General features: G+C 38.4%; 3 protein-coding genes. All 3 read right to left on the bottom strand.

The genetic code is table 11. From position 1 onward, the window contains the following. Positions 1–109: 109 nt before the first annotated feature. Positions 110–6,043, bottom strand: coding sequence for a LamG-like jellyroll fold domain-containing protein (locus GM418_RS09650; RefSeq protein ID WP_158865507.1), 5,934 nt, complete (start codon positions 6,041–6,043; stop codon positions 110–112). Between the two features lie 329 nt (positions 6,044–6,372). Beyond that, positions 6,373–9,990: a right-handed parallel beta-helix repeat-containing protein gene (locus tag GM418_RS09645; protein ID WP_158865505.1), complete on the bottom strand. Its 3,618-nt coding sequence runs from the start codon at positions 9,988–9,990 to the stop codon at positions 6,373–6,375. 329 nt (positions 9,991–10,319) lie between these two features. Continuing rightward, on the bottom strand, positions 10,320–13,967 hold the full coding sequence (locus GM418_RS09640; protein WP_158865503.1) for a right-handed parallel beta-helix repeat-containing protein: 3,648 nt from the start codon (positions 13,965–13,967) through the stop codon (positions 10,320–10,322). Between the last annotated feature and the right edge of the window lie 619 nt (positions 13,968–14,586).

Below are 14,586 nucleotides of genomic sequence, written 5' to 3'. Positions count from 1 at the left end.
AAAAGCCGGATATTTAACTATCCGGCTTTTTTATTTGATACTATTAAATCCTCACTTTTTTAAGAGGTGAGGTATTAATAAGGACGTCTGGTTAACAGGTTTTTACCTGCTACTCTACGATTAGTTTTTTTATACTCGCCTGATTGTTGCTAACCGAACGGATAAAATACATCCCCGGTGTCAGGTTGTTTATATCAATTCTTGTAATCATTGTTTCCACATTGGCGTTGTATACAACTTGTCCGTTGCCACTCAGAATCTCAACTGTAGTTCCCATATCCGGAATACTTGGATAATCAATAGTAACAGAAGAACTTGCAGGATTTGGGTAAACGATAAATTCCCTTTGCGATTCAAAATCGTTAAAATCAAAAGCACTTGCATCAGTAGTAAGGTTGCTTGCTTTTGACGTATTATCATTTTTATTGTTACCGTTTCCTTTTTGAACAGTAAGTATTGTTATAACAGTGCTGTCGCAACCTGTGGAAGAGGTCAGAATCCTTACATATTCACCTTCTTCGGTCCATCCCATATAACTTTCACCTTTTTGGATAGTAATTTCTTCAGTGATTTCGTATGTTGGATTTACAATTAATTCGGTAGTAACAATACTATCAGCTCCGTTGAAAGCAGTAAGAGTACGTTGATATGTACCTGTTTCTGTCCAACCGAGGTATTCACTTCCCTGGCAAATTTCGATACTTTCAGTAGTGTAAACTGTTTCAGGGCCTTGTTGAACCATGTTGAAGATTTTGCCTACTTCATCAGCAGAAAGTGCGTAATTATAAATTCTTACCTCGTCGATTGCACCTTTGTAAAGAAGAGAAGGAGTTTCAGTATCTCTTCCTGCACCAATCAACAGGTTATATCCGATACCTGAGGCTATATTTCCACTGTCATTTTTAGTTGCTGCAACAATATTGTCGACGTAGATAACCTTCTTTGTTCCGTCGTACGTAACTGTAATGTTGTGCCACTCTTCATCCCAAATGTCAATATCATCAACGAAGAACCATGCAGCAGAAGTTGTACCGGTTGTTTTGAACGCGATACGTTTGTATGTGGAGTTGATATATATAGCGTAAGTATCATCGTTTGGTCCGCCGTGCATAATAACCCCCTGATAGCCGGTTGAGGTGGCATCCGGTTTTACCCATGCGCTTAATGTCAACTGATTTTCAACGTTTTCAGCAAAACACTGACCCAAACTTACGTAGTTTGTTCCATTTAATTCCAGTCCACCGCCAATCACCCCTTCACTCCTGACTTCACTGTTTATGATTGTACCATCATTTTTTCCCTGTGAGTCAAAAACAGAGGTTCCTGAGTTTTCTTCAAACAAATACTCTGAGAAAGGAGAGTAAACTTTTTGAACAGTGAGTATAGTAGTAACAGTACTGTCGCAACCTGTTGAAGAGCTCAATACTCTTTTGTATTCACCTTCTTCGGTCCACTCAAGATAGCTTTCACCTTCAGAGATAGTAATTTCTTCAGTGATTTCGTATGTTGGATTTACTGTTAATTCGGTAGTAACAATACTGTCGGCTCCGTTGGAAGCGGTAAGTGTAAGTTCGTAGGTACCTGCCTGGGTCCATCCAAGGTATTCACTGCCCTGGCAAATTTCAATACTTTCAGTAGAGTAAACTGTTTCAGGGCCTTGTTGAACCATGTTGAAGATTTTGCCTACTTCATCAGCAGAAAGTGCGTAGTTATATATTCTTACCTCGTCGATTGCACCTTTGTAAAGCAGGGAAGGAGTCTCAGTATCCCTTCCAGCTCCAACCAGCAGGTTGTATCCAAGGCCAGAGGCAATATTTCCACTTTCGTTTTTTGAAGCAACATTAACATTATCAACATAGATAATTTTTTGTGTTCCATCGTATGTGAGTGTGATGTTGTGCCATTCGCCATTCCAAATGTCAATATCATCAACAAAGAACCATGCAGCAGAAGTTGTACCGGTTGTTTTAAAAGCGATACGTTTGTATGCAGCGTTAATATACATTGCATATGTATCATCGTTTGGTCCACCGTGCATAATAATTCCCTGATAGCCGGTTGAGGTGGCATCCGGTTTTACCCATGCGCTTAATGTCAACTGATTTTCAACGTTTTCAGCAAAACACTGACCCAAACTTACGTAGTTTGTTCCATTTAATTCCAGTCCACCGCCAATCACCCCTTCACTCCTGACTTCACTGTTTATGATTGTACCATCATTTTTTCCCTGTGAGTCAAAAACAGAGGTTCCTGAGTTTTCTTCAAACAAATACTCTGAGAAAGGAGAGTAAACTTTTTGAACAGTGAGTATAGTAGTAACAGTACTGTCGCAACCTGTTGAAGAGCTCAATACTCTTTTGTATTCACCTTCTTCGGTCCACTCAAGATAGCTTTCACCTTCAGAGATAGTAATTTCTTCAGTGATTTCGTATGTTGGATTTACTGTTAATTCGGTAGTAATAATACTGTCGGCTCCGTTGGAAGCGGTAAGAGTACGTTGATATGTACCAGTTTCTGTCCAACCGAGGTATTCACTGCCCTGACAAATTTCAATATTTTCTGAAGTGTAAATTGTTTTCAGAACGGTCAAAATGGTAGTAACAGTACTGTCACAACCTGTTGAAGAGTTCAATACTCTTTTGTATTCACCTTCTTCGGTCCACTCAAGATAGCTTTCACCTTCAGAGATAGTAATTTCTTCAGTGATTTCGTATGTTGGATTTACTGTTAATTCGGTAGTAACAATACTGTCGGCTCCGTTGGAAGCAGTAAGTGTACGTTCGTAGGTACCTGCCTGGGTCCATCCAAGATATTCGCTACCCTGGCAAATTTCAATACTTTCAGTAGAGTAAACCGTTTCAGGGCTTTTTTGAACCATGTTAAATATTTTACCCACTTCGTCAGCAGAAAGTGCGTAGTTATATATTCTTACCTCGTCGATTGCACCTTTGTAAAGCAGGGAAGGAGTCTCGGTATCCCTTCCAGCTCCAACCAGCAGGTTGTATCCAAGGCCAGAGGCAATATTTCCACTTTCGTTTTTTGAAGCAACATTAACATTATCAACATAGATAATTTTTTGTGTTCCATCGTATGTGAGTGTGATGTTGTGCCATCCGCCATTCCAAATGTCAATATCATCAACAAAGAACCATGCAGCAGAAGTTGTACCGGTTGTTTTAAAAGCGATACGTTTGTATGCAGCGTTAATATACATTGCATATGTATCATCGTTTGGTCCTCCGTGCATAATAATACCCTGGTAGTCTGTATATGTTGCATCCGGTTTTACCCATGCGCTAAGTGTCAGCTGATCTTGTACCTCACAAAAGCAGTGTCCCAGATTAATGTGGCCTTTACCTGTGAATTGCAGACCGCCTGCAACGGCACCTTCGCATCTGTTTTCTTCATTGATTATTGAGCCGTCGTTTGATCCTTTTGAGTCGATAACTGTTGCTCCCGAAGCTTCTTCAAATAGGTATTCAGAAAATGGAGAAGAATCATCTTGAAAAACAACAGTGATTAATGCAGAAACTGAATTTGATACATTTCCGGCTTCATCTTTTGCCCATGCGAACAGTTCAAAGGAGCCGCTTGAAGTAAAAGTATATGATTCAGGAACCGAGGCCGACCAGTTTTGGTCATCAGCTGCAGGGGTGTTTTCAGATTCAGTAATCAAATACCCTGTAATGGCAGTATTGTCAGAAGCTTCCAAAGTTAAAACAGGTATTTCCGGAGAAGAAGCTGTTTCCGGTACAGAGAAATCCGAAATAACGGGTGCCGTTAAATCACCAGGGGTTACATTTGTTTCGTCGTTATTTACTGGTGCAACAATGTTAATTGTTACAATTGCTGAAGCCGACAACGGACTTGCCGCATTGTCAGTAACAGTCACAACAAGCTCCACAGATTTATCTTCGTTTGCCATGATGTCTGTTTTGGCAAGAATTTCCCCTGAAGAAGTATTGATATAAAACAGATTTTCCGTATTTCCGCCGGTTATGGTATATTCAAGCTGGTCCTGGTCGGGGTCTGTTGCCGTCACCTGTCCAACTACTCCGTCTGCCGGGATATCTGAATTGATTTCAAATACCTGTCCCTGTATTTCAGGACTCTGGTTTGTATTATTTACGGAAGTTGTTTTAATAAGGATTTTTGAGGTAAAGGGCTGCAGGGTGATGGTCCCGGAGACTTTGTTTCCGTCAATATCTCTGTAAACAGAAGAACCCAGGTTTATGGATTTTGCTTGTTTCTGTTTGTTAAGAAACAATACTTCTGTTTCACCTTCAGCCAAAGCTGAATCATCAAAAGTTGAATTGGCATCCTGACTTGTAAATGCTTTCCATTCAGAGAAGCTGAAAGAATTATTAAACGGATTGGTTGTTGTGTGGCGATGGATAAATTTGTTATTGTTATAAACTGAAATTGCACCGCCATCTACTTTTGTCATTCTTTGGTGCGAATCTGTCCACCAAACTGTATTCCCAGGAGTGTCGAAAGCATAAACTATATTATTGTAATAATAGCTGTCTGCTGATTCTGCGCCAGTTAAAAGGCCAACAGCACAGTCAACAACGGTATTGTATTGTACATCAATCTCCCCTGCAATATGAAGGAATATTCCGCCACCGTTTAAACATCCTGTAACGGTATTGTATTTTACAGATACATCGTGTATTTTATCGTCCATATAAATACCATGTGCATCGCCCCACTTTGTTGTATACCCTGCATTGGAGCCATTACTGTTTTGAATAATATTATAATGAACTTCCGAACCGGCCGAAGCAGGGTCTGAATAGTTGGGCCCATTGTAGGTATAAATAGCACCACCGTCTGACTGAACATACATGGCATTATTGATGTAGTTATATTTTACCATGGTATTTTTCCCCCAGAAGTTAATCCCGCAATACCCGGATTTTTCAATGGTATTATAATTAATGGTACAATCATTGGCTCTTGACATTATTGCTGTACCTACCTGTTGGCCATTTGCCAGTTTATGAAAACTTTCAAACAACCCTATATTTGAAATGGAATTGCCTTCAACAAGAGAATTAGCTGAGTATACCCATATCCCGTTCCTGTTTATATTGGAGATGATGTTATTTGTGATTTCAGAGTTTTTTGCACTTGTAATATAAATCCCATACTGTTCGATATAATTGATGTCGCATGAGTTTACAGTAATATCATTTGAGCCACTTCCATAAATTCCTTTGTCATAAGAATCTCTTATGTTTATATTTTCAATCGTGATATAATCATTCCCGTTCAGGTTAACACCGTATTTCAAAGTAGAACCTCGGACAATATAGTTGTCAGGGGAATCTCCTCCCGGCGACCACAGATATACAGTATTATTCCCGCTGTCGTAATACCACTCACCGGCGGAATCGAGGAAAGCCAGTTTGTTTGTTAACAGTGTTCCGTTTGCACCAATAATGCTACTGGAAGAGCTGACAACAGATGATCCCATTATGTAAGCAGATTTTCTTCCGATTGAAGTAGCACCATTCCATGCGGAGGAATAAGAATCATTGGTATAGCCACTGTTAGGGTACCTGGCCAGTACCAGTCTTTCTCCATCGACAAACAACTGTTCGACGTTGGAACTAAACGTGGCTTTAAAAATATTCCCGGAATGTTTTGTCCAACCGCTAATTGTTTCAGAACCATATATTACCGGTCTGTTGCCGGAGCCATAGGCACCGTAAAGGATTGGACTTCCGTTGGTTCCGGAAGCTTTAACTTCAATAGTTCCAACCCAGCTGTCCCCCCTTTTAAAGAGGATTTGATCTCCCGGACCGGGAGAAAAGCTGTTTACTTTTTTCAGTGTTTGCCAGGCCTCGGTGGGACTGGTTCCGGAATTACTGTCGTTTCCGGAATTACTGACATAGTAAACGGTTGCAAAGCTACTGGCAGAGGTTATTGCCAGAAAAATGAGTGAAAAACTTAATTTTTTAAGCAGACATAATTTATTTTTAATAAATAAGTCCCAAGCACCCGTAGTACGGGCATTGTCATTCCAATTTAAAAACATAAGTAAAATATTTAAACGTCCAATTTGATTTTGTATCGAGACAAAAGTATTAATTTGTCCAAAATTGGAATAGGACAGAATGCCTATTTTGGTATAGGTAGAGTGCTGATAATTAATCTGAAGTCAGTATGAATGATATTAAGGAAGTGTGTTGTTTATGACAAAAAGGATTAATGCAACTCAGTAAAAAAGGTTTTTTTATTGGATGTAATTACCATAAAAAAACACATTATTATGTTAGTAACAATGTGTTTTTTTATATCGGCAAATAAAGATTTTAAAGGGAAACTATTTATATTTTTTTATAAGGAAATTATGGGATTTTTATGCTACTTTATTATCAGTTTTTGGGTATTTGTACCATGTTTATTTCTTAGGTTAATAAAGTAAAGCCCCGGAGAAAGATGATTCAAATTGATCTTATTTAATGTGGTTTCGATTAGATGCGTAAATAAAATCTCTCCACTATTGTTAATTACTTCGACAGTAGTTTTATCTGTTGGAACATAAGAAAAGTTGATATGCACGTATGAATTCGCCGGGTTTGGATAAATAATAAAATCTTCAAATGTGGTTTTTTGATTTATTTGGGGTTGTTGTTGTGAATTGATCTCAGCTGATTTATTATTTAAAGACTCAACCACTAAAATTGTTGTAACAACACTGTCACAGCCTGTGGAAGCGGTTAGAGTACGTTCGTATTGCCCACTGTCGGTCCATCCCTGATAATTCTCTCCTTCGGTTATCGTAATCGTTTCGGTTGAATACTGGATCGGATTTACAGTCAAATAGGTTATGACATTTTGTTCAGTGGTTTGCTGCGTAGCTGAAGATTCGTAAAACAGAACATCATCAAGAAAAAGCGACTCCCCCACAGGAAGGCTATTTCCCAGATAAAATCGAATTTGAGTATGATTTGTGGTTGTAGTGGCAATAAACTTTAAATTGTACCTCGCCCAGCTTTCTGTAATTACAGGATTTTTGTCCTTAAAAATACCGGTTTTTCCCCACGGATATTTCCACTCGTGAGCATATATACTACCTACTCTGAATGTTTTAGTCGCTTTGGCATAAAATGAAAATTCATATGTTTTGCCTTCCTCTAGAGGTATATTATCTCCAACTATTAAATGTAGTGATGCATTATTTGTGCTGTTCTGTTTACAATACACCTGTAAACTTGCAGGAGCCGAAACGAATTCATCGTTATTGGTGCTTACTTCTAATTTGTAACCGCTTGCTCCCCAGTATCTCCATCCGGCGCTTCCGGAAGTAAAGTCTGAGTTCTCGATTAAGTTTTCAGATGTTAGCTCATTTGTCGTGCGGGAATGCTCATAAATACCTGATTTCATCCAGCCCAAATAATCTTCCCCTTCACAAATTGTTACATATTCAACGATAGAATTATCCAATATGACTTCTATAGTTGCAGTTGCCGGTGCTGATACATTTCCGGCTTCATCTTTTGCCCATGCGAACAGTTCAAAGGAGCCGCTTGAAGTAAAAGTGTATGATTCAGGAACCGAGGCCGACCAGTTTTGGTCGTCAGCTGCAGGGGTATTTTCAGATTCAGTAATCAAATACCCTGTAATGGCGGTATTGTCAGAAGCTTCCAAAGTTAAAACAGGTATTTCCGGAGAAGAAGCTGTTTCCGGTACAGAGAAATCCGAAATAACGGGTGCCGTTAAATCACCAGGGGTTACATTTGTTTCGTCGTTATTTGCTGGTGCAACAATGTTAATTGTTACAATTGCTGAAGCCGACAACGGACTTGCCGCATTGTCAGTAACAGTCACAACAAGCTCCACAGATTTATCTTCGTTTGCCATGATGTCTGTTTTGGCAAGAATTTCCCCTGAAGAAGTATTGATATAAAACAGATTTTCCGTATTTCCGCCGGTTATGGTATATTCAAGCTGGTCCTGGTCGGGGTCTGTTGCCGTCACCTGTCCAACTACTCCGTCTGCCGGGATATCTGAATTGATTTCAAATACCTGTCCCTGTATTTCAGGACTCTGGTTTGTATTATTTACGGAAGTTGTTTTAATAAGGATTTTTGAGGTAAAGGGCTGCAGGGTGATGGTCCCGGAGACTTTGTTTCCGTCAATATCTCTGTAAACAGAAGAACCCAGGTTTATGGATTTTGCTTGTTTCTGTTTGTTAAGAAACAATACTTCTGTTTCACCTTCAGCCAAAGCTGAATCATCAAAAGTTGAATTGGCATCCTGACTTGTAAATGCTTTCCATTCAGAGAAGCTGAAAGAATTATTAAACGGATTGGTTGTTGTGTGGCGATGGATAAATTTGTTATTGTTATAAACTGAAATTGCACCGCCATCTACTTTTGTCATTCTTTGGTGCGAATCTGTCCACCAAACTGTATTCCCAGGAGTGTCGAAAGCATAAACTATATTATTGTAATAATAGCTGTCTGCTGATTCTGCGCCAGTTAAAAGGCCAACAGCACAGTCAACAACGGTATTGTATTGTACATCAATCTCCCCTGCAATATGAAGGAATATTCCGCCACCGTTTAAACATCCTGTAACGGTATTGTATTTTACAGATACATCGTGTATTTTATCGTCCATATAAATACCATGTGCATCGCCCCACTTTGTTGTATACCCTGCATTGGAGCCATTACTGTTTTGAATAATATTATAATGAACTTCCGAACCGGCCGAAGCAGGGTCTGAATAGTTGGGCCCATTGTAGGTATAAATAGCACCACCGTCTGACTGAACATACATGGCATTATTGATGTAGTTATATTTTACCATGGTATTTTTCCCCCAGAAGTTAATCCCGCAATACCCGGATTTTTCAATGGTATTATAATTAATGGTACAATCATTGGCTCTTGACATTATTGCTGTACCTACCTGTTGGCCATTTGCCAGTTTATGAAAACTTTCAAACAACCCTATATTTGAAATGGAATTGCCTTCAACAAGAGAATTAGCTGAGTATACCCATATCCCGTTCCTGTTTATATTGGAGATGATGTTATTTGTGATTTCAGAGTTTTTTGCACTTGTAATATAAATCCCATACTGTTCGATATAATTGATGTCGCATGAGTTTACAGTAATATCATTTGAGCCACTTCCATAAATTCCTTTGTCATAAGAATCTCTTATGTTTATATTTTCAATCGTGATATAATCATTCCCGTTCAGGTTAACACCGTATTTCAAAGTAGAACCTCGGACAATATAGTTGTCAGGGGAATCTCCTCCCGGCGACCACAGATATACAGTATTATTCCCGCTGTCGTAATACCACTCACCGGCGGAATCGAGGAAAGCCAGTTTGTTTGTTAACAGTGTTCCGTTTGCACCAATAATGCTACTGGAAGAGCTGACAACAGATGATCCCATTATGTAAGCAGATTTTCTTCCGATTGAAGTAGCACCATTCCATGCGGAGGAATAAGAATCATTGGTATAGCCACTGTTAGGGTACCTGGCCAGTACCAGTCTTTCTCCATCGACAAACAACTGTTCGACGTTGGAACTAAACGTGGCTTTAAAAATATTCCCGGAATGTTTTGTCCAACCGCTAATTGTTTCAGAACCATATATTACCGGTCTGTTGCCGGAGCCATAGGCACCGTAAAGGATTGGACTTCCGTTGGTTCCGGAAGCTTTAACTTCAATAGTTCCAACCCAGCTGTCCCCCCTTTTAAAGAGGATTTGATCTCCCGGACCGGGAGAAAAGCTGTTTACTTTTTTCAGTGTTTGCCAGGCCTCGGTGGGACTGGTTCCGGAATTACTGTCGTTTCCGGAATTACTGACATAGTAAACGGTTGCAAAGCTACTGGCAGAGGTTATTGCCAGAAAAATGAGTGAAAAACTTAATTTTTTAAGCAGACATAATTTATTTTTAATAAATAAGTCCCAAGCACCCGTAGTACGGGCATTGTCATTCCAATTTAAAAACATAAGTAAAATATTTAAACGTCCAATTTGATTTTGTATCGAGACAAAAGTATTAATTTGTCCAAAATTGGAATAGGACAGAATGCCTATTTTGGTATAGGTAGAGTGCTGATAATTAATCTGAAGTCAGTATGAATGATATTAAGGAAGTGTGTTGTTTATGACAAAAAGGATTAATGCAACTCAGTAAAAAAGGTTTTTTTATTGGATGTAATTACCATAAAAAAACACATTATTATGTTAGTAACAATGTGTTTTTTTATATCGGCAAATAAAGATTTTAAAGGGAAACTATTTATATTTTTTTATAAGGAAATTATGGGATTTTTATGCTACTTTATTATCAGTTTTTGGGTATTTGTACCATGTTTATTTCTTAGGTTAATAAAGTAAAGCCCCGGAGAAAGATGATTCAAATTGATCTTATTTAATGTGGTTTCGATTAGATGCGTAAATAAAATCTCTCCACTATTGTTAATTACTTCGACAGTAGTTTTATCTGTTGGAACATAAGAAAAGTTGATATGCACGTATGAATTCGCCGGGTTTGGATAAATAATAAAATCTTCAAATGTGGTTTTTTGATTTATTTGGGGTTGTTGTTGTGAATTGATCTCAGCTGATTTATTATTTAAAGACTCAACCACTAAAATTGTTGTAACAACACTGTCACAGCCTGTGGAAGCGGTTAGAGTACGTTCGTATTGCCCACTGTCGGTCCATCCCTGATAATTCTCTCCTTCGGTTATCGTAATCGTTTCGGTTGAATACTGGATCGGATTTACAGTCAAATAGGTTATGACATTTTGTTCAGTGGTTTGCTGCGTAGCTGAAGATTCGTAAAACAGAACATCATCAAGAAAAAGCGACTCCCCCACAGGAAGGCTATTTCCCAGATAAAATCGAATTTGAGTATGATTTGTGGTTGTAGTGGCAATAAACTTTAAATTGTACCTCGCCCAGCTTTCTGTAATTACAGGATTTTTGTCCTTAAAAATACCGGTTTTTCCCCACGGATATTTCCACTCGTGAGCATATATACTACCTACTCTGAATGTTTTAGTCGCTTTGGCATAAAATGAAAATTCATATGTTTTGCCTTCCTCTAGAGGTATATTATCTCCAACTATTAAATGTAGTGATGCATTATTTGTGCTGTTCTGTTTACAATACACCTGTAAACTTGCAGGAGCCGAAACGAATTCATCGTTATTGGTGCTTACTTCTAATTTGTAACCGCTTGCTCCCCAGTATCTCCATCCGGCGCTTCCGGAAGTAAAGTCTGAGTTCTCGATTAAGTTTTCAGATGTTAGCTCATTTGTCGTGCGGGAATGCTCATAAATACCTGATTTCATCCAGCCCAAATAATCTTCCCCTTCACAAATTGTTACATATTCAACGATAGAATTATCCAATATGACTTCTATAGTTGCAGTTGCCGGTGCTGATACATTTCCGGCTTCATCTTTTGCCCATGCGAACAGTTCAAAGGAGCCGCTTGAAGTAAAAGTGTATGATTCAGGAACCGAGGCCGACCAGTTTTGGTCGTCAGCTGCAGGGGTATTTTCAGATTCAGTAATCAAATACCCTGTAATGGCGGTATTGTCAGAAGCTTCCAAAGTTAAAACAGGTATTTCCGGAGAAGAAGCTGTTTCCGGTACAGAGAAATCCGAAATAACGGGTGCCGTTAAATCACCAGGGGTTACATTTGTTTCGTCGTTATTTGCTGGTGCAACAATGTTAATTGTTACAATTGCTGAAGCCGACAACGGACTTGCCGCATTGTCAGTAACAGTCACAACAAGCTCCACAGATTTATCTTCGTTTGCCATGATGTCTGTTTTGGCAAGAATTTCCCCTGAAGAAGTATTGATATAAAACAGATTTTCCGTATTTCCGCCGGTTATGGTATATTCAAGCTGGTCCTGGTCGGGGTCTGTTGCCGTCACCTGTCCAACTACTCCGTCTGCCGGGATATCTGAATTGATTTCAAATACCTGTCCCTGTATTTCAGGACTCTGGTTTGTATTATTTACGGAAGTTGTTTTAATAAGGATTTTTGAGGTAAAGGGCTGCAGAGTGATGGTCCCGGAGACTTTGTTTCCGTCAATATCCCTGTAAACAGAAGAACCCAGGTTTATTGATTTTGCTTGTTTCTGTTTGTTAAGAAACAATACTTCTGTTTCACCTTCAGCCAAAGCAGAATTATCAAAAGTTGAATTGGCATCCTGACTTGTAAATGCTTTCCATTCAGAGAAGCTGAAAGAATTATTAAACGGATTGGTTGTTGTGTGGTGATGGATAAATTTGTTATTGTTATAAACTGAAATTGCCCTGCCATCTACTTTTGTCATTCTTTGGTGCGAATTTGTCCACCAAACTGTATTCCCGGGTTTGTCGAAAGCGTAAACTATATTATTATAATAATAACTGTTTGCTGCCTCCCCTGAAGTTAAAAGACCAACAGCACAGTCAACAACGGTATTGTATTGTACATCAATTTTTCCTGCAATATGAAGGAATATTCCGCCACCGTTTAAACATCCTGTAACGGTATTGTATTTTACAGATACATCGTGTATTTTATCGTCCATATAAATACCATGTGCATCGCCCCACTTTGTTGTATACCCTGCATTGGAACCATTACTGTTTTGAATAATATTATAATGAACTTCCGAACCGGCCGAAGCAGGGTCTGAATAGTAAGGCCCATTGTAGGTATAAATTGCACCTCCGTCTGACTGAACATACATGGCATTATTGATGTAGTTATATTTTACCATGGTATTTTTCCCCCAGAAGTTAATCCCACAATACCCGGATTTGTCAATGGTATTATAATTAATGGTACAATCGTTGGCTCTTGACATTATTGCTGTACCTACCTGTTGGCCATTTGCCAGTTTATGAAAATTTTCAAACAACCCTATATTTGAAATGGTGTTGCCTTCAACAAGAGAGTTAGCCGAATGCATCCATATTCCATTCCTGTTTATATTGGAGATGATGTTATTTGTGATTTCAGAGTTTTTTGCAGCTGTAATATAAATCCCATACTGTTCGATATAATTGATGTCGCATGAGTTTACAGTAATATCATTTGAACCATACCCATAGATTCCTTTGTCATAAGAATCCCTTATGTTTATATTTTCAATCGTGATGTAATCTCTACCGTTCAGGTTAACACCGTATTTCAAAGTAGAACCTCGGACAATATAGTTGTCAGGGGAATCTCCTCCCGGCGACCACAGATATACAGTATTATTCCCGCTGTCGTAATACCACTCACCGGCGGAATCGAGGAAAGCCAGTTTGTTTGTTAACAGTGTTCCGTTTACACCAATAATGCTGCCAAGAAGACTGACAACAGATGATCCCATTATGTAAGCAGATTTTCTTCCGATTGAAGTAGCACCATTCCATGCGGAGGAATAAGAATCATTGGTATAGCCACTGTTAGGGTACCTGGCCAGTACCAGTCTTTCTCCATCGACAAACAACTGTTCGACGTTGGAACTAAACGTGGCTTTAAAAATATTCCCGGAATGTTTTGTCCAACCGCTAATTGTTTCAGAACCATATATTACCGGTCTGTTGCCGGAGCCATAGGCACCGTAAAGGATTGGACTTCCGTTGGTTCCGGAAGCTTTAACTTCAATAGTTCCAACCCAGCTGTCCCCCCTTTTAAAGAGGATTTGATCTCCCGGACCGGGAGAAAAGCTGTTTACTTTTTTCAGTGTTTGCCAGGCCTCGGTGGGACTGGTTCCGGAATTACTGTCGTTTCCGGAATTACTGATATAGTAAACGGTTGCAAAACTGCTGGCAGTTGAAACTACCAGAAAAAACAAAATCGGGAAAATATAGATAAATTTCTTTATAAGAATTAATCTCTCCCCTTTCAACATTAAAAATGTTGAGCCTAAATTTGAAAACACCATGGACATACTTAACAATATAATTACAAATAGATTCAAACTCAATAACGTTTCAAAGATAGGAAAAAGTATATTTTTCAAAATAAGTGTCAATATGATAAGGAGTTACAAATTTTATGTATTTTACATAATACTTATGAATTAAGGAAATTTTGATAATTAGAATTTTTCTTAGAATATATTACAACAAAGGCTTTCTTATTTTAAGCCTCTTTAATAATTGTTCTGATTCTTGGTTCTTTTTTTGGATAATTCTGATACAAAATTTATGTAATCGATATTCTAATAAACGATATTGGATTATATAGAAATATTCTATAAGATTTGAGAAATATAATGTACACTTGATTGTGCAATTGAACAATAATATGTTGCACTAAAGGTTTTAGTATTTTCCTAATTTAGAATCACTTTAAATAACTAGAGGCTGTTATTAGCTTTCTTAGATACGCTGCTAATGTTGTGTTAACATAAGGGTAACACTAAGGTAACACTGGGGCTTGCTTTCATTCAACGATTTTTTGTTCGTATTTTAAGTGACAAATGTCAAATATGTATTAATCATAATAAACATTATTAAATTTTTTGCTTTTAAAGAGAGCAAGGTATCAAGAATAGGAAATATAGGTGATATTTAACAAAAAAGGATGACTGCTTA

Source organism: Maribellus comscasis (genome assembly GCF_009762775.1).
GTDB classification, from domain to species: Bacteria; Bacteroidota; Bacteroidia; order Bacteroidales; family Prolixibacteraceae; genus Draconibacterium; species Draconibacterium comscasis.
Note: the sequence above shows the minus strand (reverse complement) of the source record. Positions and strands in the feature narration are given on the sequence as shown.

What these genes read in the sequence shown, in the direction of transcription:
- GM418_RS09645 (WP_158865505.1), bottom strand. Translation starts at nt 9,990, where the DNA reads ATGTTTTTAAATTGGAATGACAATGCCCGTACTACGGGTGCTTGGGAC.
- GM418_RS09650 (WP_158865507.1), bottom strand. Translation starts at nt 6,043, where the DNA reads ATGTTTTTAAATTGGAATGACAATGCCCGTACTACGGGTGCTTGGGAC.